The following is a 24,228-nucleotide window of genomic DNA, read 5'->3' on the forward strand; positions in this document are numbered from 1 at the left end:
GTAATATCAACGAAATAGAAAAAAATATGAGAAATCTAACCTTGTCTTGTTTGCTTTTATCCTTCATTGGATTGCAAAGCTGTAAAAATGAAGAAAAACAAAAAGCGGCTGAAGCTGTAAAAGCAGACGGTGAAACAATAGTAAGTACGGAATGCTACAAAGCCATTTACGAAAAGGATACAATAGATTTAAAATTGAATACTTTGAAAAACGGCAAATTAGCTGGAGGTATGATTATGAGAGTTGCGCCTTCAACTGTTAGAACAGGAGAAGTTGCAGGCGAGTTTCATGGTGATACGCTGTTTGTAGATTACACTTTTAAAGACAATGTGAACGGAGATAAAACCTTCAAAAACCCAATGGCACTTTTAAAACGTAATAATCAGTTGATTTTAGGAAACGGAACGATGCAAACTACAATGGGGGTTACTTATTTAGTAAAAGACAAACCTATTGATTTTGAAAGTGTAAAATATAAATTCGATACGGCAGAATGTGCTGAGAAGAAGTAAAGAAGAAAGATTTAAGAAGCAAGATGCTTCTTGTTATATAAAGCAAAGCCGTTTCTAAATTTAGAAACGGCTTTTTATTTTAGAAGTTTTTAATTTTTATTGAACTTCACCCTTAATTTTAAGAGCTACTCTTCCGTCAGGATAATTTACTGCATTTGTTTCAACAGTAATGGTTTTACGAATAGGTCCTGCGACCATATTATATTTTACATCGATTTTTCCTTTTTTACCAGGCAAAATTGCTGCCGCAGGTTTGGTTACAATGATAGAACTTACTGTAGATTCTGCACCTGTAATTAATAAAGGAGCATCTCCTGTATTTGTAAATTCAAAGGAACGAAGCCCATTGTCACTTTTAGAAATTTTTCCATAATCAATTGTATTGTCTGGGGCTGCAAATTCAATTTTTGGGCCATTTTGTGCATAACTTATTGCGCTAAACAATAAGACTGCAATAAAAGAGGCTGCATTTTTCATATGAAATCTTTTTTTAATTGTAAGTAAATATACATTCTTTTAATTAACACACAAATTATTATTTCTCTTTTTATAGTCTACTTAATTATTTACTTTTGCTGTCAGTTATAATTACAAAAATTGAACCATTTTTTTGTTTAACTGTTTAATCGTTTATTTGTTTAATCGTATGATTGATTGTAAATGATAGTATTAAGGCAGAAACAATTAGATGAGCAATTAGCATTCCAAGTAATCGAAAACGATTAAACAGTTAAACAAATAAACGATTAAACAACCTAAGTAAATGACAATTCCAGCACAATTTGACGCTAAGACGATTGAGAGTAAATGGTATGATTACTGGATGAAAAACAACTATTTTCATTCAGAACCAGATCATAGAACGCCGTACACCATTGTAATCCCGCCGCCAAACGTCACTGGAGTCCTTCACATGGGACATATGTTGAACAATACAATTCAAGATGTTTTAATTCGTAGAGCACGTCTTAAAGGATTCAATGCTTGTTGGGTTCCCGGAACAGATCACGCTTCTATTGCAACTGAGGCAAAAGTGGTGGCGAAATTAAAAGCAGAAGGAATCAATAAAAACGATTTAACTCGCGAAGAATTCCTAAAACATGCTTGGGAATGGACAGATAAATACGGAGGAACAATCTTAGAACAGCTTAAGAAATTAGGCGCTTCTTGCGATTGGGAACGTACTAAATTTACGATGGATCCAGATATGTCTGCTTCTGTAATTCGTTCTTTTGTTGATTTGTACAACAAAGGATTAATCTACAGAGGATACCGAATGGTAAACTGGGATCCAGAAGCAAAAACGACTCTTTCTGACGAAGAAGTTATTTACGAAGAACAACAAGGAAAATTATTTTTCTTAAAATATAAAATCGAAGGTTCAGAAGATTTCTTGACCATTGCAACAACACGTCCTGAAACTATTTTTGGAGATACTGCCATCTGTATCAATCCGAACGATGAGCGTTTTACACATTTAAAAGGTAAAAAAGCGATCGTTCCAATTTGCGGAAGAGTAATCCCAATTATCGAAGACGAATACGTAGATGTAGAATTCGGAACAGGATGTTTGAAAGTAACGCCTGCACACGATATGAACGATAAAACGTTGGGTGAAAAACACAACCTTGAAATCGTTGATATTTTTAATGAAGATGCAACTTTAAATAGTTTCGGATTACACTATCAAGGAAAAGACCGTTTTGTAGTTCGTAAAGAAATTGAAAAAGAATTAGAAGAAATTGGTGCTTTGGCTAAAACAGAAATCCACTTAAATAAAGTGGGAACTTCTGAAAGAACAAAAGCGGTAATCGAGCCAAGATTATCTGACCAATGGTTCTTGAAAATGGAAGAATTGGTAAAACCAGCGATTAAGTCGGTTTTAGAAACTGGAGATATTAAATTACATCCAAAACGTTTCGAAAACACTTATGCGCACTGGTTAAACAATATTCGCGATTGGAATATTTCTCGTCAGTTATGGTGGGGACAACAAATTCCAGCATATTATTATGGAGACGGAAAAGAAGATTTCGTAGTAGCAGAAAACATCGAAGATGCATTAGCATTAGCAAAAGAAAAAACATCTAACAACTCACTTACAACATCTGACTTAACTCAAGATGTTGACGCGTTAGATACATGGTTTTCTTCTTGGTTATGGCCAATGTCTGTTTTTGGTGGAATTATGGATCCAGAAAGTTCAGATTATAAATATTATTATCCAACAAATGATTTAGTAACCGGTCCAGATATTTTATTTTTCTGGGTTGCGAGAATGATCATTGCAGGTTACGAATATGCGGGTGAAAAACCATTTACAAATGTATATTTGACTGGTTTGGTTCGTGATAAACAACGTCGTAAAATGTCTAAATCATTAGGAAACTCTCCTGATCCTTTAGACTTGATCGATAAATTTAGTGCAGACGGTGTTCGTGTAGGATTGCTTTTAAGTGCTTCTGCAGGAAACGATATCATGTTTGACGAAGAATTGTGCAGCCAAGGAAAAGCGTTTTCAAACAAAATTTGGAATGCCTTCAAATTGATTAAAGGATGGGAAGTTTCAGAAACGATTCCGCAGCCAGAATCATCAAAAGTGGCAATTGAATGGTACGAAGCAAAATTACAGCAGACTTTAGTTGATATTGAAGATAATTTTGAGAAATACAGAATTTCAGATTCCCTTATGGCGATTTATAAATTGGTTTGGGATGATTTCTGTTCTTGGTTCTTGGAAATGATCAAACCAGCGTATCAACAGCCAATTGACAGCGTAACTTTCGCGAAAGCGATCGAAATGTTAGAAAACAACTTGAAGTTATTGCATCCGTTCATGCCTTTCTTGACAGAGGAAATTTGGCAGTTAATTGCTGAAAGAACTCCAGAAGAAGCTTTAATTGTTTCGACTTGGCCAGAAGTAAAACCGTTTGACGCAAAATTAATTGCTGATTTTGAAAACTCAATTGAAGTAATTTCTGGAATTAGAACGATTCGTAAAGACAAAAATATTCCGTTTAAAGATGCAATCGAATTAAAAGGAATCAACAGCGAAAATGTTTCTACTTATTTTGATTCAATCATAACGAAATTAGGAAACGTTTCTGCTTTCGAATATGTTTCTGAAAAAGTAGACGGCGCATTGTCTTTCCGTGTAAAATCAAATGAATATTTCATTCCGATTACAGGAAACATCGACGTTGAAGCTGAAATCGCAAAACTGACAGAAGAATTGAATTACACTAAAGGATTCTTGAAATCTGTAGAAGCAAAACTTTCTAACGAGAAATTCGTAAACGGAGCTCCAGAGAAAGTTCTTAATTTAGAAAAACAAAAACAAGCCGATGCTTTAGCAAAAATTGCTACAATCGAGCAAAGTTTGGCTGGTTTGAAATAAGAAATCAGACTAGTTTTAATTATAAAATTAAACCCGATAGTTTTTTAAGCTGTCGGGTTTTTAGTTATAATATAGATTAATTTTTAAGTTTTATTGCCATGACAAGATCGGATAACCATCATTTATATTGGGTGTTTTGTCTTGTTTCCATGCTTTTGGTAAATTGTTTTTATTTAAGTCATTTACAAATGAAACTGTTGACATATAGTTTTGGTCTTTACTGATGCCTCTAATCAGAACAATCTTCGGGTCTAAGATTATTGAAGAATTTAAGTAATAACAATTATCAACTAAATTAAATTCATAGTCATATCCTTTAGCAATTGGATTACTGTATTCTTCAGACAATTTTGAAATTTCACCTGTGTTGTAACAGTTGTATACTTGTCCGGAATCTTGACTGCCTATTATACCAGCAGAATATTTTTGAGCAAGGATTTTTCCTTTATTATAACAATTGCTTGTATAATTTGGAATATTTAAGTTGCTGCCTCCTGTGCTCCATCCAATTATTCCTCCTGCAATTTGTGCGCTTGCCGTAATATTGCCAATATTGTAACACTCTTCTATAGCACAATCGCTTTTATATCCTACTATGCCTCCCACAGTTGAGATTCCTTTGATGGTTCCTTTATTAAAACATTTTTTTATTTGACTTGTTGTACCATAGATTGATCCTATTATGCCGCCAATTTCGCCTTCTCCTTGTATGTTTCCGTTGAAAGAACAGTTAGTTATAGTAACAGCACCATATCCAACAATACCGCCAATATAATTTTTTCCTGTAATTGTTCCCTCAAAGGAACAATTTTCTATTCTTACAGTTGCTTCACCAGCGAAGCCTCCTACAAAATTTGTCCCCTCAATAGAGCCATTTATAATACTTAAGTTCTTTATGGAAGCCTGTAAGTTTCCAAATAAACCAGCAGGATCATTGGTAGTTTTTATTTTTAAATTAGATATTTTTTTAAAATTTCCATCCAGGTTGCCAAAAAATGGTAATTCTCTATTTTTGCCAATTGGAGCAAATAGCACATTATTTAAATCAAGATCGTTCATAATCTTGAAATTTTTATTTAAAAAGACTTCTGATTCTGGAGTTTTTCGGAACTGCTTCATTTACTATTTTTGATAAATAGAAAAGATGTTCCGGTATTTCAATTTGATAAGGATCTTCAATTGTGCCAGTTCCTTTAGTCCATTTAGTTGGTGTGAAAACGGTTGGTTTCGTTTCTGGAATAACTTCTTTTTCTGGAGTAATTTCTTTTTCTGGAATAACTTCTTCATTACTATCGCATGAAAACAAAAAAACAAAAAAAGGTAGGATGAAAAAAACTCTGTGCCTCATACAATTATGTTGTTAGATTGGGGTAATAATCGTGTTAAATGTATGCTAATTATTTGGAATTTTTATCTCAATGTCAATAAGTTTTTAGAATCAAATAATCTTGTGTTATTTGTTTCGAATAGACTAAGTAATTCGAGGCTATTTATTTTAAGATTTGTGGCTATTTTTTTTCTTTAAAACCAAAAACAAAGGATAAGAAACAATCGCAATCGCAACAATAATTATAAAGCTTTTTGGGTCACTGTAAATAAATCCGCCAAGTAATGCGATCGAAAATATAATTGCGATTATGGTCGTCCAAGGATACCAAAATGAATGGTAAGGTCTTGGTAAATCTGGTTCTTTTGTTCTTAATTTTAGAAGCGAATAATACGCCAATCCCCAAACGATTATGGAGATAAAAGCGGCGAATGAAAACAAAACTTCGAAAGAACCAATACAGATTAAAAACAAGCTGAAAAATGATGAAACCAGAAGCGCGACAATTGGCGTTCCACCTTTGTTTACGTTTGTTCCTTGCTTGATAAAGAATCCGTCCCGACTTAATCCGTAAAGGATTCTGGGCGGAATCATCATAAAGGCATTCAAAATGCTTATTAAAGAAAAGATCGAAATTACGGTTACGATTTTAGCACCATTTTCTCCGAAAAGAATCTTGGCAACATCGGCAGCAGCTAGATTTGATTTGGCTAATGTTTCGATTGGCAGCACATGAAAAAATGCGGCATTTACCAAAATATAAATGGCTACCACAAGTAAAACGCCACTGTATAAAGATTTCGGAATGTTTTTGCTTGGATCGTCATTTTCTTCTGCAAAAAAGCAAACAGCATTCCAGCCGTTGTAAGTTCCAATAATCAGTTGTAACGATTTAAAAAATCCAAAAACGAGTCCGATTTGAAAAATGGAACTGTTTGTTTTAATCGACGGAACTTCAACTCCAGAATACATAAAACAAGCCACAACCAGAGCCACAAAACAAATGACTTTTAATAAACTCGTAATTTGCTGAATCAAACTTCCGTTTTTGACTCCGCTTAAATGAAGCAGAACAAATGCAATCAATAAAGAAATGGATAAAACGGTAAAATAATGGGCTAATTGCGGAAATAAAATAATCGTGTATTCGCTAATTACAATGCAGTAAAAGGCAGGTGGAATCGCATTGACAATATAATCGTACCAGCCAGAAAGAAATCCAGCATAATCTCCCAAAGCTCTTTTGATGTAATTGTAAGATCCACCGGCTTTTGGCAGCATTGTCGCTAATTCTGAATACGAATTGGCTCCCAATAAAACATACAAACCTCCAAATAGCCAAGAAGCCAAAATAAGCCAATAATTTTCTAGCATTTCAGCAATAGTTCCTGGTGTTCTTAAAATTCCGACACCTATTGTTCCTCCAATTAAAACGGCGATATTAAAACTAAGGCCTAAACTTTTTTGCAATTGGTTTTTCTTGGAATCTGACATTTTTGAATTGTATTTTACGGATTATAATTTCAAACAAAAATAAGGTTAATTGAATTAGTATTGAGCATAAAATAAAAATCCCAAGATTTTCAGTTTTACTTGAAAATCTTGGGATAAAATCAAAACTCTAATTCAATATTTTAGAACTTGTAACGCAAGCTTGTCATCACCTGACGAGGAGCGATTGGGTTCACACTATAGTTCTCGTGAACAGTATAATTTAATGTATTTGTAATATTTGATAGTTTGCAAAGAATCGAGAATTTTTGCCAAGTATATCCAACAGATGCATCAACTGTGACATAACCGTCTAATGGGATATCACGATCTCTAATGGTTACCGTATAGGTTTTCGGAGTAGTAGAAGGTTTGTTTTCTGTCCATACATAATCATCATTCCATCCTCCAAGGCGGTCTCCAATGTAATTTCCGATTGCTCCGAAAGAAACGTTTTTAAATATTCCTGACTGTAAAGTATAAAAGAAACTTAAGTTAGCAGTATTTAATGGTGTTCTCGCTACACGGTCTCCTTCAACAAAGCTTCCATTTAATCCTGACGTTTTAGTGTAGCGCATGTCATTATAACTATAACCTGCAATAACATTTAAACCGTCTGCTGGTCTTGCTGTAACATCAACTTCAACACCTTTACTTTTAGTTTCTCCGCTTAACATTTTAATGTTTGCGTCAAAATTGTCGCTTCCGTCTGCTTTTGTTGGTGCCATTTGCGCTAAGTTGCTGTTTGTAATTTGGTAGACGGTAACATTTGTGCTTAATAAACCTTTGAAGAAATCTGTTTTTACACCCACTTCATATTGATCGATAATAGAAGCTTCGATCGGTTGTAAATCAACAGTTGTTCCTGTGTTTGGTGTAAAAGAAGTAGAATAACTTCCAAAGATAGAAACATCTTTTGTGGGCTGATACACTAATCCCGCTTTTGGAGAAAATGCATTGTCTAAACGTTTTGGCGTAATCGTAGGAATTGCATCTTGCGGATTTCCAGCGCCAGTTTTGGTTTCTTTGTATGTGCTTACTTCAGCTTCTTGCCAAGACCATCTTATACCTGCCAATACTTTGAATTTGTCTGTGATCGAAATGAAATCTTGAAAATAAACTCCAAAACGATTCGTATCTGTTTTTGTAATTTGAGTAGCTCTGTCTGTTGTCGGAATATCCATTCTTTGATCTGCTGGATCAAAAGTGAATAAGTTTATAGTGTCATAAAGTGTTGGACCGAAAATAGGTGTTCCATCTGGTTTTGTTCCAGTTTGTACATATTTTTCGTCAAATGTAAAAGTATACGCTGTGGCAAACGAGTTTTCCCAATCTACACCAGTGAAAATTTGGTGTTTTACAGAACCTGTATTGAAATTTCCTTGTATACTTAATTGGTCTCCTAAGATTTGCTCTAAGTTTTTATTTTTTGTTAAACCTCTGTTCCAATCTCCTGGAGTAGGGTAAGTGTCTAATCCTGATAATTGTGCTGTTGAATAACTTCCTCTATCATAATTTTGGAATGAAGAATTAAAGTTTAGTTTCCAGTTTTTATTGAAATCATGATTTAACAATACAGATGCGCTTGAAGATTTGGTTGTACCATTTGACCAAAGCGATCCGTAGAATGCGCTACGTGGAAGATCTAAGATTTCTTTTCCAATAATTCCAGTTCCAAAATCAGGTGTCCAATCGGCACTTAAATAATCTCCTTGTACTGTAATTTGCGTTTTTGGATTAATGATGAAAAGTAAAGACGGGTTAATGTAAAAACGTTTGTTTTTCACCACATCTCTAAAGCTTTCTGAGTTCTCGTAAGAACCATTAATTCTGAAAGCGATCGATTTATTTAAGCCTCCGTAGAAATCAAATGCTGGTTTATAGTAAGCGTAGCTTCCGAACTGCATAGAGATTTCTCCGCCGCTTTTAAATTGAGGTGTTTTAGTTACTAAGTTTAAAATTCCTCCAGGTGCTACGTTTCCAAATAATAAAGCCGCACTACCTTTTAAGAATTCGACTTTGTCAAGACCAGAAACATCAGGAATAGAACCTGAATTGTAACGGAATCCGTTTTTAAACATATTATTTGCAGACATGTCATAACCTCTAGAGAAGAAAGACTCTTGAGCGCCACCACGAGCAGAACCTACGTAAACACCATTAGCGTTTTTAAGTACTTCGCTTAAACGGATTGCCTGTTGCTGTTCGATAACTTCAGAACCGATAATTTGTACACTTTGTGGGTTGTCCATTGGTTTTAATCCAGAGCGAACAGCCGTTACTGGTTTTGGTTCTTTTGTTTTAGAGACAACTACTTCATTTAATATTTCGCCTTTTTTATTCTTAACTGTATCGGTTACTGAAGAAGTAGATTCATTACTTGAATAGTCTTGCGCATAAGAAGCAAAACTTAATAATCCTAATGCAAATAGTAAATTATATTTCATGGTATTTATTTAGATTCAATAAAAATAGATCGGCGCAAATATACAATGCCATCAATGTGTTAACGAAATTTTAAGAAGCTTTTCTTTCTTAAATCTTGATTATTGTTTTCTTAAGATTGTCTTAAGAATTTTCTAATGTTATTTTAATTTAGTATAAATAATAACAAAAAAAACCTTGCCGCGAAGCAAGGTTTTTTAAATTGAAATTAAAATCTAAGAATGAAATTTTCTGAGATTATTTTACTGCAATTTGGTAAGTAGCCATTTTCCAGATTTCGTCATATTTTTTACCGTTGTGTTCTCCTGCAGATTTTTCTGTATAGGCAAACTCAACCATATAGTTTCCAGACCAGATAGGAGTAAAAGAAATTTCGCCTTTGTCATTTGTCCATAATTCTTTTTCCCATCCGTTTGGAGCGATTACTTTAATTTTTTGAGATTTTGCAATAGCACCTTCATACAAAGCAGAAACATTGATTACCGCATTTTTTTTAGCTACATCTGCATTTTCAGAGAAAACACTGATTTTATTGTTGTTAGCCGTAGCTACATTTCCTGCCGATTTGTTTCCAACCACAACAGTGGCACTTGAGTTATAATCTAATTTCATTGTTCCGTAAACATCACCAACCGTATGGTGCATTACGATCGTATAAACTCCGTCTTCGTCTGGTGTAAAGAAAGCTTGGTATTTATTGTCTAAAGCTTTTGAAGTCAATTTTGTTTCTTTTTTTGAAGGAGAAATTACCACCAGAGAAAAATCTTTTAAATCAGAAAACCATTTATCAGCTTTTGTAATATCGTTATCAGAGAATTCTCCAAAGTAAACAGAAATTTCCTGAGCTTTTCCTTTTGTTCCTGTTGCTTTTGTATCAATCCAAAGTGCATGAGCAAAAAGTTGAGGTGCTGCAAAAAGCATTAGAAATAAAAAGCTTACTATTTTTAAAGTATTTGATTTCATAAGATCAAGTTTAAATTATTAGAATGATATTTTTTACAAACATAAGTCTTATTTAGAATAATTAAAAATTAAAACCGTAAAAAAGACCAATAAATTAGGACGAAAACGTTAAGAACTCTTTTTTTTCTTTTTCTTATTTCGTCCCCACCAAATTAAGAAGCCTGTTACAGGTAGACTTGCAGCAACCAGACTAGCAAAAAATGCAAGCACTTTTCCTGGAAATCCGAGAATGCTGCCAACGTGTAAATCGTAATTTATAAATCTAAATTTCTCGCCATTATTTTTGTCTTTATAAGCAGTAGTTTTAAGATTCTTACCTGTGTACTGGTCAAATAGCATTGATACGTCATTAAAACGATTTTCGTATCGAATAAAGGTTTGAAGAGTCGCCAAAGAATCATTTTCTTTTGGAGTAAATAAGAAGTAGCTTTTTGCTTTAGGATGCGCCTTTAGAGTGGCATTATATATCTTATCTGCAGCGCTGATTTTGGTATATTGGGTTGTATCTGAAACAATTTTTTCTTTTTTAGCAAATGTTTTTCCTCCGTTAAAGAGCCATTGTACTCCTTTGTCGTAGGATTCAAAAGCCCATACTAATCCAGTTAAGGCAATTAATAAAGTGAAAATCAACATATAAAATCCTAAAATATTATGCAAATCATAGTTTTTACGCTTCCATTTCGTGGTGTTTTTCCATTGAAACCAAAAACGCTGTTTTGCTGCACTTTTATTTTTTGGCCACCACAAAATTAAACCTGTAATTAATGAAATAATAAAGATGATGGTTGCAGTTCCTGTGATTGGATCGCCAATTTTGCTATTGAAACAAAGTGTTTGATGCAGCATTCGAACAAAAGCAAAAAACTCAAAATTATAATTCTCTATTTTTTTTACATTTCCCGTATAAGGATCTAAGTAAACATAGTTGGTCTGATACTGATTCCAATACCAAACAGCATCTTTGTTTAGTTCTTCATAAAACCAAAAAACAGCAGTACGTCTGGGATCATTAAATGTTCGGCATCCAGAAAATGCCTGTTGTGGCCGAATCTTTTTATTTGTTTCTTCTGCAATTTTTATTAAAGAGCTGATAGGGAGTTTTTTATTTTTGACCTGCTCGACAAAATAGTAATCATGAATCATCGGCCGAAGTTCTTCTTCAAAGGAGTACAAACAGCCTGTAATTCCGAGTATAATAACAATTAAGCCAGAAGATAATCCGAGCCATAAGTGCGTTTTCTTTATAAAATTCTTAAATGTCATATCGCTGTAAACGATTTTATTAAAAAAGCACCTCAAAACTTATGGAGAGGTGCTTTTTTTTTAAATTTTAATTTGGTTCTAAAACTTAAGGGTCAAACTAGCCAAAATATTTGTTGGAGCTTGAGAAGTTCCCCAGAAATCCCAGTATTTTTCGTTTGTTATATTGTTAAATTTCAATCCAACTCGCCATGACGAACGATCGTAGTATACAGATGCATTGTATGTTGTGTAAGAAGGCATATAGAAAGTATTATCGGCAGTAAAGTAATTTTTGTCTACATAATTCGCCCCCAATCCTAAACCAAGACCTTTAAGTTTATTTTGGAAAGTATATGAAGTCCAGAAGTTCACTACATTTTCAGGAGAGCCAGTTGCTTTGTTTCCTTCAATTGAAGCATCAGAAGCTTTTACGATTCGGTTGTCATTATAACCGTATCCCGCCACAATATTTAATCCGTTTATAGGAGTTGCCATTACTTCAAAATCAAAACCTTTACTTACTTGTTTTCCATCTTGTTCTGTAAAGCCAGAAGCGTTAACACGAGTTGCGTTGTCGATTGTAATATTGTAATAACTAGCAGAAGCCGTCAATTTTTTATTGAATGCCTCAGCTTTAATTCCTCCTTCATACTGTACGGCATAAATAGGATCTAAAACCAGTTGGGTTGCATCTGGCTGTGTTACTGGCTGCATATTTTGAAAACCATTCATATAATTTCCGAAAACAGAAACTTGGTCTTTCAGTACTTCATAAACCAATCCTAATTTTGGAGCTAAAGCGGTTTGATTATATCCTTCAACTGTACCGACTTTTTCGCGGTCAAAATTATCCAAACGTAAACTCAACATAGCCGAAAGGCGATCTGTAAAATTGATTACATCACAAGCATAAACGCTAAACGTTTTTTGATCTGCAACTGGCGATGTGGTCAGAACAAGACCGGCATCAACTGCTTTTCTTCTAATAGGAGAGAATGGAGTGGTAACATCGATATTATCAAGTGTAAAAGTAGTACCTCCAGAAAACGCACCACTGTACAGTCTGTAATTGATACCTGCAAGGAATTTGTGTTTAATGCTTCCTGTTGAGAACTTTCCGTTTAAGTTTTCTTGAATATTTGTGTAGTTGTTATAAATTGGTCCCCAAAGTCCAACTCTTCTTGCTGCCTGAGTAGGAGAGCTCCACACGGCGTAACTTTGATAACTGCGCTCTACATCTTCGCCAACAAACGAAAATACAGTGGTAGATTTCCAGTTTTCTGATATTTCATATTCTGCTTGAGCAAAAATTTTAGTTGCTTTGGTTTTTGCATCATTATCATCATGAAACATAGATTTTCTATAATCTATTTTTAAATCTGTCGGATTTGTAATTCCAGAAGTTGCAGCATAAGTATTGTACGTACGTCTGGTGTTGTTTACGTTGTAAAGTTCCGCATCAATATTGAAAGTTAATTTTTCAGATGCTTTGTAAGTAAGACTTGGTGCAAAAAGCAAAGCATTATTGAAACCATAATCTAGAAAACTTTTTTCTCTATTAACCGCCATATTAATTCTGAATAAAACACTTTTGTCTTTATTTAATGGAGTATTGACATCAGCGGTAAGTCGGTTTAAGCCAAAACTTCCTGTCGTGTATGAGATTTCGGCAGCAGTTGTTTCATGAGGTTTTTTAGTCACTAAATTGACCACTCCACCAAAAGAAGATACTGTAGAGCCAAACAAAGTTCCTGACGGTCCTTTGAGTACTTCAATACGTTCAACGTTTCCAAGATCGACAGAGGAACGTCCAGAAACCGTTTCCATTCCGTTACGGGCATTTATTCCTGTCGAAAATCCTCTAAAAATTACGCCAACACCTCCGGAGGGATAACTTATAGAAACTACACCAGGAGAGTTTTGTACGGCAGTTCTTATATCTACAGCAACTTGCTCTTGCAATAATTCTTTATGAATGACACTATAAACTTGTGGATTTTCTAAATTTTTAAGAGGCATTCTCGCAACGTAATCGGTTTTTTTAGATACAATACTTTTCGGACTGCTGATAATAACTTCTTTTAATTCTTTATTCGAAACTTTCAGCTGAAGATTAACCGTTGTAGTCTCGTTTTCTGTTACTGCAACTTCAGTTTCTGCGGTTTCGTAACCTGCTAAAGATACCTGAAGAGTATAGGAATTGGTTCTTACTTTATTAAAATCAAAAGTACCGTCATCATTAGAAACAGTACCATATTTAGAATTTTTAAGAATAATGTTTACTCCAGCGGCAGCATCGCCGTCTGAGGTAGTGATGGTTCCTTTAATTTTTCCGTGATTTTGTTGCGCAAAAACAGATAAGAACGAAAATAAAAAACTGATTGAAAATAGAAGACGTGAAGCCTTCAAACTGACATAATTCATTGCTACTTTTATTTGGTTTATAAAATAGTTTTTATTTAGAATTAATAAAAACAGTGCAAATGTAAAAATTAAAATAACTTTAACAATTTTTATTTTTACCATTTGTGCACTAAATTGTTAAATGTTGATTTTGGAGCGATTAATCAAAATTCTTATTTGGAATTGTAGTGCGATAAACTTTAAAAAGCCTTAATTTTGCGGTCTGAAAAATGACTTCATGATTTTACCATTCTTTAAAAAGATCCAAAATACCCCTAGAGGATATCGTATTGCCAACACTGTTTTTTTCTTTCTGTCAGGTTTTGGTTATTCTTCTTGGGTTTCAAGAATTCCGCATATACAAGCCCAATTGCATTTGTCTGAAGCCGAATTTGGAGCGGTTTTATTCGCTTTTCCAATTGGTTTAATGCTAACAATGCCATTTACAGGAAAGTTATTAAATAAGTACAGCAGCCGTTATATTATGCTTCTTGGAGCAGTTATGTTCAATGTAGCGTTGTCTCTTCCTGGTTTGGCGGCATTTGTTTGGCAGTTGGTTATTATCCTTTTATTCTTTGGAGCTTCTCGTAATATTTTCAATTTATCGATAAATGCACAGTCTCTCGAAGTACAGAAATTGTACCCAAAGTCTATTATAACGCGTTTTCATGCCGTTTGGAGTATTGCCGTTTTCTCTGGAGCCGGTTTAGGCTATGTAATGGTAACACAGCATATTGCACCATCGCACCATTTATTGGGAGTGAGTATTTTTATGTTGGCCTTAACGGCTTGTTTTTACCCGATGAGTATTCATAATGAGCCTGTTCCGGTTAAGAAGAAGTTCTTCTCTATGCCTGAAAAAAATCTGGTGAAATTCTCCTTGATTTGTTTCGTTTCTATGGCTTGCGAAAACACGATGTACGATTGGAGCGGAATTTATTTCGAAAATATATTAAAAGCTTCTCCAAAATTAACCAGCGCCGCTTTTGTGTTTTTTGCTTCGGCAGTAACGTTAGGACGTATTTTTGGTGATTATGGCGTAATGAAATTTGGGACTAAAAAAATCTTGCTTTACAGCGGAATATTAATCACAGCTGGTTTCGGACTTTGTTTTGTATTGCCTTATGCGTACCCAACTATTTTCGGTTATGTTTTAATCGGGTTTGGGGTTTCTTGCGTAGTGCCGCTAGTATTTAGTATTGCCGGAAGATCTTCAAATCTTAGCAGTGGTTCTGCCTTAACTTCTATATCAACAATTGGTTATTTAGGATTTTTATTGGTTCCGCCAATGGTTGGTTTTATTTCTGAATATTTAAGCATGAAATGGGCTTTCTTAATTATGGCGCTTTTAGGTATTCTAATGATCTTTATGGTGAATAAGATCGGGGAGAATGAGTGATTTTTTTTTAGAGTTGCTAAGATTCTAAGATGCTAAGGTTCTGAGTTTTTCTTATTGTGACGTTTTTTACCGCAAAGGCGCAAAGATTTACGCAAAGCACGCTATTTTTTTCTAATTGGCTATTTAAAAAAAGAACGCAAAGCTTAGAAATTCCGTAGGAATGAAGCATATTGTAGAGACGGATTTCAATCCGTCAGAGGTTTTTAAGGTTCTGAGGTTTTCTTTTTTACCGCAAAGGCGCAAAGATTTACGCAATGAACGCTATGTTTTATTTGCTATCTGAAAAAGCACGCAACGCTTAAAAATTCCGTAGGAATGCAACATATTGTAGAGACGGATTTCAATCCGTCAGAGGTTTTTAAGGTTCTGAGGTTTTCTTTTTTACCGCAAAGGCGCAAAGATTTACGCAAAGTGCGCTATTTTTTTCTAATTTGCTATCTGAAAAAGCACACAACGCTTAAAAATTCCGTAGGAATGTAACATATTGTAGAGACGGATTTCAATCCGTTGAGATTTACGATCGCATATTTGGAAGTTCCTTGAAGCGAATGATTTTATTTTATCTCATTTAAATAATCTTTCCATTTTTGTTTTTCAATAATGTATGAATATTGATAGCTCTGTTCGCAAATTCGTACTTTATCTTTAAATTCAAGAGTATCAACATAAAAGAAGTCTATTTCCTTTTTGTTGTTAAAAAAATGAATGGAAAAGGAGCTTTTCGGACAACAGCAATAACCTGTCTTTTCTGAATTTATAAAAATGGCTTCAAAATCTTTAAGTTGTTGTTTTGAATTTGTCTTGTATTCTTTAATTGGATTATATGATTCAACATTTACGGTTTTATTTGTTATTGTTGAATCATACTGTTTTATAATAATTTGAGTACTATTTGATAATGTAGAGTTAAATGAAAAATTATCCCAAATATCATCAATATAATTTTGGGACTTCATGTCGCAACTTAATGTTAGAATTGAAAATAGAATTAATAAAAAAAACTTTTTCATCGGATTGGTTTATATATTCTAAAAATTACGGATAGATATATCGCACAATTTCTTGCTTTTTACTATCATAAAAATAACCATCGTTTGCGAATTCATTTACTAAATCAATTTCATAGTTTTCAGTAATGTATTTAAGAATTGATAAAAAAGAAAGCAAAGTTGTTCGGGTATGTTTGCAATTAAGGTAGAATAACTCTTTTTCAATCCCATTTTCTATACAATAAAACCTAAAATCGAACATGGTCATTGATTGTTCTATTCGATTGTGTTTAAAAATAAAAGAAGTAATGCCGCTTTGGATTAGATTTATTAAGAAAGTTCGAATCTCATTGTTCTTGTCATAGCCTCTCCATATTTCACTCCCAATAGTTTTTAACTTTATGTCTGACATCAGATGTTTTTTTGGGATTAATGTATAATACTATTTTGCGATTGAAATTATAAGTTTCAAACCTTATAGGAAACTGTCCCTGATAGGTATGTTTTTCGCCATTAAAAGTATATTCTATAATTGGCGTATAATATGTTTCTGCTACTTTTGGATTGCCTGCATCTATAGCATCTCGCCATTTTATCCTTTCTTCAAAACAAACTATTTTGCTTTCAAGAGGTATGAATGATTTCGGAATAAAAGAATACTTTAAATACCGTATACTTCTTATTAGAACAATAAGACAAAAAAAAGATAGAGCAAGTATAATAAACCACATTTAAAAATACTTATCTCTTCGCCATTAAAAACTTCTCAGAAGCCGCTTTTCCTTTTTTCAAACCGAAAATCTCTGCAACTAAAGAATCATTTCCAACTTTATAATATACAATTTTAGACGGATAATCGTGTTTTGGGTTTTCAAAAACAATCTGATTATCTGTAGATGAAGTCATCATAAAAGTAACAGGAAGTTCGTCATTTTGTCCTGGAACAGTAACTGTAAAAGATAATTTGCCATTTTTATCTTCGAGTTTTACGTGCTCTGCAAAAACGGTATCTTTTTCTCCCACTACAAAATAAGATTCACCAAAATAAACCGAATCATTTTCTTTTTTCCAGCGTTCTGTAAGTTCGCCTTCTTTAGATTTATTTCCCCATTCGCCAATAAACCATGCTGCTTTTTCGAGATTATCATATGATTTAACAATAGGAGTTTCTGTTTTGATTTCCTTTTTGCAAGAAGTTATCATAATCAATCCAAGTAACAAGAAAAAAGAAAAGTTTAGTTTCATAATCATTCTTTTATAGTTAATTTTTTGAATAACATTTTTAAAATGAAAAGCGAATTAATAGAAAACTTTGCGACTCAGCGTCTTTACGAGATTAAAAAACTATTTCTTCGTCATCACAAATTTCTCAGAACCCGGTTTTCCATTCAAATTCCCTGAAATTTCAGTAGTTAAAGTATTGTTGGCACCTCTTGTATACGTTATTTTTTGAGGATAATCGTGTTTTGCGTTTTCAAAAACCAATTGTTGATCTGATTCTAACGTAGAAGGGAAGAAGACCGGTTTGTCATCATTTTGTCCTTTTACAGTTGCTTTGTAAGTCAATGTTTCGCCCAATTGCGCTAGAATAATAGTTTCGAAATGCAAAGTGTCTTTTCCTTTAATATAGTACGATGATGCGCTGAAAGTACTGTCGTTTAGTTTTTGCCAATTTTCAGATAAAACACCTTCTGGAGTAGTGTTTTCCCAATTTCCAATTAACCAATCTGCTTTTTTGATTTTGTCTTTTTCAACGGTTTCTTTTTTCTGGCAAGATGCAAAAGCTATAATAAAAGCGATAAGAGTAATTTTCTGAAACATATTTATGGTTTTTTGGTGTTAAATGGAAGTACTAAAGTATGAAAAAAAAGTTAGCCACAAATTACACTGATTTTTACGAATTAATTTTTTGAAAAAATGCATGTTTGCTACAGATTGAAAGGATTAGTAGGATTAATTTCACGCAGATTTATAAAGATTTAAGCAGATAAGCCCAGATTTTATATTATTAAAATCTAATTAAATCTGCAGAATCAGCGTGAAACAAAAAATCATTTTAATAATTTTAATCTGTGGCAAAATAAATTCGTGCAAATTGGTGAAATTCGTGGCTGAAAAAAATAATTTGTGGCTAAAAACACTAAACACTAGCACTTAAAATCGAGTAAACCAATTCCTTTGTTGGTTTTTGATCTTTTAACTTTTCGCGAACTTCGTCGAAAGTTACTTTAAAATCGCAACCCGATTTATATTCGGCGCAGCCATAAGCAGTTTTGCCTTTTAAAATTGTTCCTTTCTTGCATTTCGGACAAACTAAAGCATCTGGGTTTTCTTTTGATTCCGCTTTTTTGTCTGTTTTCTTTGGTTCTAATTTTAGCTTGTAATTTTCTTCAAAACGAATCAAACCTTCAACAGTTCCAGAATCAGTTTTGAAGCCTTTTATGTTTACGGTAGAACCTTTCTGAACCAATCGTAAATATTGGCTTTCTGTGATTTTTTTATCATGAAAAACAAAAGGCAATACAAAATCGCAACCCGATTTGTATTCGCTGCATCCAAAAGCCGATTTTCCTTTTATCAGATTTCCTTTTTGACATTTCGGACATGTTTCTGCCGAAATTCCAGAGGATTTCTTTTTTTCTTTTTCTGCTTTTACAACAGGTTTCTGAATCGTTGCGGCATGTGAAATATTAGCATGTTTGGTTTCGCTTCTCACTTCGTAAACCAATGCTTCAACCATGCGTTTCATGTTTCTGATGAATGCTGCAGCAGTAAAAGTTCCTTTTTCAATATCTTTTAGCTGTTTTTCCCATGTTCCCGTAAGTTCGGCCGATTTTACCAATTCGTTCTGAATTGTATCAATCAATTGAATTCCAGTTAAAGTCGGTAAAACTTGTTTTTTGTTTCGAACAATATATTGGCGTTTGAAAAGCGTTTCGATAATATTGGCACGTGTTGACGGACGCCCGATTCCGTTTTCTTTCATCAATTCGCGTAAATCTTCATCGTCAACTTGTTTTCCAGCGGTTTCCATTGCACGCAATAAAGTCGCTTCAGTAAACTGATTGGGCGGTTTAGTTTCTTTTTGAAGAAAAGAAGGTTCATGTGGCCCTTTTTCGCCTACAGTAAAACTTGGCAATAAATCGGGTTCTTTTTCCTTTGCATTTGGATCTTCAAAAACCACACGGAAACCTTTCTTCAAGATTTCTTTTCCTGTTGCTTTAAAAGTTACATCAGCCGCTTTTCCGATTACTGTGGTATTGGCAACCAAACAATCATCATAAAAAACAGCAATAAAACGTCTTGTAATAATATCATAAACTTGCTGCTGATTGTGAGGCAGATTATTCTGAATTCCTGTTGGAATAATCGCGTGGTGATCGGTTACTTTTTTATCGTTAAAAACCTTTGGCGATTTCTTGATTTTTTTACCTAAAAGCGGTTCAGTCAATTCAGCATAGTGGGTTAATTTCTGCAGAATTCCGGGTACTTTTGGGTAAATATCTCCAGGCAAAAAAGTCGTATCCACTCTGGGATAGGTGATAACTTTCTGCTCGTACAAAGTCTGCGCAATTTTCAATGTTTCTTCCGCAGAAAATCCAAATTTCTGATTGCAATACACTTGTAAACCAGTCAAGTCAAAAAGTTTTGGAGCATATTCGTTTCCGTTCTTTTTGTCAACAGAAACAATTTCGAAATCACTTTCTTTAACTTTTGCGGCAATACTTTCACCGTCTTCTTTGTTCAGAAATCGCCCTTCTTCATAACTAAAAAGGGTTTCTCTATACAAAGTTTGCAATTCCCAGTAAGGCTGAGGTTTAAAGTTTTCGATTTCTCTAAAACGTTCTACAACCATTGCCAAAGTTGGTGTCTGTACACGTCCGATAGACAAAACTTGTTTATAGCCGCCATGTTTTACGGTGTACAAACGCGTGGCATTCATTCCTAAAAGCCAATCTCCGATCGCTCTAGAAAATCCAGCGTAGAATAAATTATCGTAATTTGAAGAGGGTTTTAAGTTTTCAAAACCTTCTTTAATGGCTTCTGTGGTAAGAGATGAAATCCATAAACGCTGAATTTCGCCTTTGTAATGCGCTTCGTTCATCACCCAACGCTGAATCAATTCTCCTTCTTGTCCAGCATCCCCGCAGTTTATAACAACATCGGCTTTCTCAAAAAGGCTTTTAATGATTTTAAACTGTTTCTGGATTCCCGAATTCTGAACGACTTTGGTTTCAAATTTTTCAGGAAGCATCGGTAGATTGTTCAAATCCCAGCTTTTCCAATGCGGTTTATAATCGTTAGGTTCTTTTAAAGTGCATAAATGCCCAAAAGTGTAGGTCACCGCATAACCGTTGCCTTCATAATAGCCATCGTGCTTGGTATTGGCACCTAATACGGATGCGATTTCACGTGCTACACTTGGTTTCTCGGCAATACAGACCTTCATTTTCTCCTTTCTTGATTAATAGGCGAAATTAGGGAATTTTTTATAAAAAAAGTTGCTAAGGTTTTAAGATGCTAAGATTCTAAGTTTTTTAATATACTATTTGTTCTCTAAGGCAAAAGAACGAAAAGTGTAAAATCATTATATTTATAATGAAAAAGCTAATCGTTGAGATTTAATCCCTATTTTTTTTTCCATCTATAAGCGCTCTCGGCGAATGTCCGAACAATTTTTTAAACGCAAACGAAAAATGTGAAAAGTTCTCAAAACCTAAGTCCAAATAAATGTCAGAAGGTTTTTTATTCTTTTTATCAATTAAATGATACGCTTCTTCGAGGCGTTTTTGTACTAACCAATGACTTGGAGTGGCGTTGAATATCTTTTCGAAATCTCTTTTAAAAGCAGATAAACTTCTTCCTGTCAAATAGGCAAAACGTTCGATGCTGACATTAAATCTGAAATTACGAACCATAAAAGCTTCTAAATCTATCTTTTCTGGATTACTAAAATCAAACATAATATTGGCAAGTTCGGGATTGACTTTCAATAAGATTAAAAGCAATTCGGTTCGTTTTACATTCAGAAACTGTTCTTCGATAGTTCCTTTTTCAGTGAAATAGGGCGTAAGCGACTGAATGAAGTTTTTAACCAATACATTTTTATTCAATTCAATAATACCGCCTGTTGTTTTTTTATTTTCTATTTTAAATTGATACGTTTCATTAAAAGTCCTTAAAAAATCCTGTTCAAATAAAATATAGATTTTTTTAAATTCGCCGTTTTCAGGTTGTTTGGTATATTTTGCCAAATGATTTCGTCTCGCAATGCCATAATCTCCAGGTTTAATTTTATATTCTTTATTCCCATCATACCCCAACATTGAACCTTTAATTAAATACATAAAACAATGGTCTGGCACGAATTGTTCCGCATTAAGCGAAGGCGTTACATAACAGGCAGATATAGCAGTTTCTTTCATTTTATGAGTGCATTATTGTTTTGCCAATTCTTCAATATCATCTACTTCCAGAATTTGTTTTGGATAACCTTTCAAAACAGCATTAATCATCGCAAGTCCGACTTGTTTGAGTGTTAATGTTTTTTGAGGAAAAAAAGGAGCAATCAGCGGACCTAATATTTTATAAATCGTTTTTACATTCACTTGTCCTTTAGTTGCTTTCATGATTGCCGGACGAAAATTGTATTGGTTTTTACCAAATAATTTAATCAAAGCATTTTCTGTTCGGCCTTTTACTCTCGCCCACATCACTTTTCCGTTTTCCGAACTATCGGTTCTGTTTCCCGAAACAAAATTGAAAACCAAATCAGGATTCAACTGCAATAATTTTTCTGCAAAAGCGATTGTTGTATCGTAAGTTATAAACGAATACTGCTCTTCTTTCATGCCAACAGAACTAATTCCGGCGCAATAAAAACAAGCGTCGTAACCTTTTAGCTGTTCGGTGAAATTTTCTAATTGCATAAAATCTCGAACAAGAAGTTCTTTCAATTTCGCGTGAGTCAGTTCGTAATGTTTACGATTTACAATCAGGACTTCGGTTACATTTTTGTTTTCTAAACATTCCAATAAAACGCCTTCGCCAACCATTCCTGTAGCTCCTGTTATAATAATTTTCATGTTTTTATTTTTTGATTAGACCTAATTTGAATAAACTTTCTGCCGTTGCCACAATCGAATCTTCATTAGAACGAGGATACCAATTTAATGATTTTTTTGCTTTTTCTCCGCTTGCCTGCATGTATTGTCCAATCAAAGTAGCAATCATTCTAAGCGATGGATTTTTTAAAGCACTCAATTTTAAGATCCAGTTTGGCAGTTCTTTAGTGGGTACTTTAAGTGCTTTGTCGCCTAATCTTCGTCTTAAAATTTTAGCTACATCCAGCATCGATAAAACATTTCCTGTTGTTGCTAAAAATCGTTCTCCGTTTGCATTTGGATGTGTCATGGCCAATAGATGTAAATCGGCTACATCGCGTACGTCTACATAGCAGGAATAGATTTTCGGACAAGCTTTGATTTCGCCTTCCAGCATCTGCTTTACCATTCTGTGGGAATGCGAAAAATCTGCACCTAAAATTGGTCCCATAACGGCTACCGGATTTATTGCTGAAAGCTCAAGATGACCGCCTTCGTTTTTGATAAAATCCCAAGCGGCTTGCTCTGCAATGGTTTTCGATTTTTGATACGCATGAATGTTGCTGTCAATATTGGTCCAATCTTCTTCTGTATAAGGTGTTTTACGATTTTTATGCCCCATGCCTACTGCGCCGAAAGCAGAAGTCAAAACGACTCTTTTTACATTTGCATCTCTAGAAGCTTTTAAAACACGTAAAACTCCTTCTTTAGCAGGATTAATCAATTCATCTTCATGTGTAAACTGAATCGCTGGAGTAGGCGAGGCCACATGCAATACATATTCGCAACCTTTAACGGCTTCATCCCAATTGTTGTCGCTGGAAAGATTGGCTTCGATAAACGAAAGTTTTTCAAAAGAATTAAAGCCGCCTACTTTAAGCATTTGCTGGACTTCTTCTTTTCTGCTTAACGAACGAAGTGTTGTTCGAACCGAATAGCCTTCTTGTAATAATTTTAAAATACAATGCACGGCAATAAAACCTGAACCTCCTGTAACTAAAACTGTTTTGTCTTTTGAATTTGTCATTTTTTTTAAATTTTAATACTGCAAAGTTCAGTTTAAAAGCAATGACTCATTTTGTTGTAAAGTCCAAATTTATTGTGTTGAAAAGTCCAGATTTTAGATCAGAAATAAATGGCGTGTTCTAAAAGATCAATAACGAAATAAGCTGTTAAAGCCAAGCAACTGTACGATTTACCTTTCTAATAAAATTCGGACACTAAATTTTGTATGGTTTGTCAAATTTCATTTGAAAGAATTTTATTTTTGAATTTTTGATTCAATTCTAAAATTAAAGTATCAGTGATAATAGGCTGAGTCCAGCCAATATTTTCGCCAGGATTTCTTTCTTCAATAATTAATTTTATTTGGAAGATTTTCAAATCGCATCTAATTATTAATCATCGGGTTCAAATTGCCATCCTTATTTCTCAAATCCAATCCGCCTTCGTAAACCGATTTAAGATTTGTCAGATAAAAATGCCAGCCGTTTGAACAGCCCAATCTGATGTATTGTTTGGAATAATCGTCTGTTGGAATATTAAAATGGCGAAGCTCTACAATCGTGTAATCTTCTTTTTCGCTTAGATTGATTTCTACAAGGCAGTTTCCTTCAAACGTAAATTGCAATTGATCTTTTCCGTTGGCCGAAACGATTTTTCCTTTCATAGCATCTTCATACAAATACCAAAGCCATTCGTACGTAATGCCTTCTTCTGCGTTTTTATCTTTATCTATAGCTTCTTGATTGGCACCGAAAAAAGACACTTTTTCCAGAAACCATTTTTCTAACTCATTGGCTTTTGTCCAAGCATTATAAATGTCTGAAAGCTCAGCTCTGATGGCTATTTTTTTTGTGAATGAAGTCCAATCGAAATTTTCCATGAGAATTATATTTTTTGAGTTAGAAAGTAAGTATCAATTAAAACAAATATAAGATATTTCATCCAGCTTTT

20 protein-coding genes are annotated in these 24,228 nt (G+C 34.0%); 3 read left to right on the forward strand and 17 right to left on the reverse strand.

Annotated elements, in window-relative coordinates; genetic code table 11:
- The first annotated feature begins 26 nt into the window (after window positions 1-26).
- Window positions 27-512 (forward strand): hypothetical protein, encoded by a 486-nt coding sequence (locus ABTV69_RS11900; protein WP_433836616.1) that lies wholly within the window; start codon window positions 27-29, stop codon window positions 510-512.
- A gap of 96 nt (window positions 513-608) precedes the next feature.
- Here the strand turns inward: ABTV69_RS11900 and ABTV69_RS11905 are convergent, their stop codons facing one another.
- Window positions 609-989: a DUF1573 domain-containing protein gene (locus ABTV69_RS11905; RefSeq protein ID WP_111377961.1), complete on the reverse strand. Its 381-nt coding sequence runs from the start codon at window positions 987-989 to the stop codon at window positions 609-611.
- Window positions 990-1,275: 286 nt separating this feature from the next.
- Between ABTV69_RS11905 and ABTV69_RS11910 the strand changes: the two genes are divergently transcribed.
- Window positions 1,276-3,909, forward strand: coding sequence for a valine--tRNA ligase (locus ABTV69_RS11910; RefSeq protein ID WP_433836619.1), 2,634 nt, complete (start codon window positions 1,276-1,278; stop codon window positions 3,907-3,909).
- 90 nt (window positions 3,910-3,999) lie between these two features.
- Here the strand turns inward: ABTV69_RS11910 and ABTV69_RS11915 are convergent, their stop codons facing one another.
- The 7 genes from ABTV69_RS11915 to ABTV69_RS11945 form a co-directional block, all read right to left on the reverse strand.
- Window positions 4,000-4,968, reverse strand: coding sequence for a GLUG motif-containing protein (locus ABTV69_RS11915; RefSeq protein WP_433836621.1), 969 nt, complete (start codon window positions 4,966-4,968; stop codon window positions 4,000-4,002).
- 13 nt (window positions 4,969-4,981) lie between these two features.
- Complete coding sequence (locus ABTV69_RS11920; RefSeq protein WP_433836623.1) at window positions 4,982-5,257, reverse strand: hypothetical protein; 276 nt, start codon at window positions 5,255-5,257, stop codon at window positions 4,982-4,984.
- A 147-nt stretch (window positions 5,258-5,404) separates the two neighbouring features.
- The gene (locus ABTV69_RS11925; protein ID WP_433836625.1) at window positions 5,405-6,730 is read right to left on the reverse strand and encodes an APC family permease; all 1,326 of its coding nucleotides are present in this window, start codon (window positions 6,728-6,730) and stop codon (window positions 5,405-5,407) included.
- Window positions 6,731-6,870: 140 nt separating this feature from the next.
- Window positions 6,871-9,174 (reverse strand): TonB-dependent siderophore receptor, encoded by a 2,304-nt coding sequence (locus ABTV69_RS11930; RefSeq protein ID WP_433836627.1) that lies wholly within the window; start codon window positions 9,172-9,174, stop codon window positions 6,871-6,873.
- Window positions 9,175-9,409: 235 nt separating this feature from the next.
- Complete coding sequence (locus ABTV69_RS11935; protein ID WP_433836629.1) at window positions 9,410-10,135, reverse strand: hypothetical protein; 726 nt, start codon at window positions 10,133-10,135, stop codon at window positions 9,410-9,412.
- Between the two features lie 108 nt (window positions 10,136-10,243).
- Entirely contained in the window at window positions 10,244-11,398 is a 1,155-nt protein-coding gene (locus ABTV69_RS11940; protein WP_433836631.1) for a PepSY-associated TM helix domain-containing protein, read from the reverse strand.
- A gap of 78 nt (window positions 11,399-11,476) precedes the next feature.
- Window positions 11,477-13,801: a TonB-dependent siderophore receptor gene (locus tag ABTV69_RS11945; RefSeq protein WP_433836633.1), complete on the reverse strand. Its 2,325-nt coding sequence runs from the start codon at window positions 13,799-13,801 to the stop codon at window positions 11,477-11,479.
- 217 nt (window positions 13,802-14,018) lie between these two features.
- Between ABTV69_RS11945 and ABTV69_RS11950 the strand changes: the two genes are divergently transcribed.
- Window positions 14,019-15,179: an MFS transporter gene (locus tag ABTV69_RS11950; RefSeq protein ID WP_433836635.1), complete on the forward strand. Its 1,161-nt coding sequence runs from the start codon at window positions 14,019-14,021 to the stop codon at window positions 15,177-15,179.
- A gap of 554 nt (window positions 15,180-15,733) precedes the next feature.
- On the opposite strand, the gene ABTV69_RS11955 is transcribed toward ABTV69_RS11950, so the two are convergent.
- The 9 genes from ABTV69_RS11955 to ABTV69_RS11995 all read right to left on the reverse strand — a co-directional run bounded on the left by ABTV69_RS11955 (window position 15,734) and on the right by ABTV69_RS11995 (window position 24,157).
- Window positions 15,734-16,189 (reverse strand): hypothetical protein, encoded by a 456-nt coding sequence (locus tag ABTV69_RS11955; protein WP_433836637.1) that lies wholly within the window; start codon window positions 16,187-16,189, stop codon window positions 15,734-15,736.
- Between the two features lie 25 nt (window positions 16,190-16,214).
- On the reverse strand, window positions 16,215-16,580 hold the full coding sequence (locus ABTV69_RS11960; protein WP_433836639.1) for a hypothetical protein: 366 nt from the start codon (window positions 16,578-16,580) through the stop codon (window positions 16,215-16,217).
- A 329-nt stretch (window positions 16,581-16,909) separates the two neighbouring features.
- Window positions 16,910-17,413 (reverse strand): DUF6265 family protein, encoded by a 504-nt coding sequence (locus tag ABTV69_RS11965; RefSeq protein ID WP_433836641.1) that lies wholly within the window; start codon window positions 17,411-17,413, stop codon window positions 16,910-16,912.
- A gap of 99 nt (window positions 17,414-17,512) precedes the next feature.
- Window positions 17,513-17,989: a DUF6265 family protein gene (locus ABTV69_RS11970; protein ID WP_433836643.1), complete on the reverse strand. Its 477-nt coding sequence runs from the start codon at window positions 17,987-17,989 to the stop codon at window positions 17,513-17,515.
- Window positions 17,990-18,308: 319 nt separating this feature from the next.
- Complete coding sequence (locus ABTV69_RS11975) at window positions 18,309-20,618, reverse strand: DNA topoisomerase 3 (RefSeq protein WP_433836645.1); 2,310 nt, start codon at window positions 20,616-20,618, stop codon at window positions 18,309-18,311.
- A gap of 172 nt (window positions 20,619-20,790) precedes the next feature.
- Window positions 20,791-21,594 (reverse strand): helix-turn-helix domain-containing protein, encoded by an 804-nt coding sequence (locus tag ABTV69_RS11980; protein ID WP_433829034.1) that lies wholly within the window; start codon window positions 21,592-21,594, stop codon window positions 20,791-20,793.
- 12 nt (window positions 21,595-21,606) lie between these two features.
- Window positions 21,607-22,254, reverse strand: coding sequence for an NAD-dependent epimerase/dehydratase family protein (locus ABTV69_RS11985; RefSeq protein WP_433829036.1), 648 nt, complete (start codon window positions 22,252-22,254; stop codon window positions 21,607-21,609).
- Between the two features lie 4 nt (window positions 22,255-22,258).
- A complete protein-coding gene (locus ABTV69_RS11990) occupies window positions 22,259-23,299 on the reverse strand; it encodes an SDR family oxidoreductase (RefSeq protein ID WP_433829038.1) in 1,041 nt (346 codons plus the stop codon).
- A 363-nt stretch (window positions 23,300-23,662) separates the two neighbouring features.
- A complete protein-coding gene (locus tag ABTV69_RS11995) occupies window positions 23,663-24,157 on the reverse strand; it encodes an SRPBCC family protein (RefSeq protein ID WP_433829040.1) in 495 nt (164 codons plus the stop codon).
- Window positions 24,158-24,228: the final 71 nt, after the last annotated feature.

Origin of the sequence: Flavobacterium anhuiense, assembly GCF_050990855.1 — a bacterium.
In the GTDB taxonomy this organism is placed as follows: Bacteria; Bacteroidota; Bacteroidia; order Flavobacteriales; family Flavobacteriaceae; genus Flavobacterium; species Flavobacterium anhuiense_C.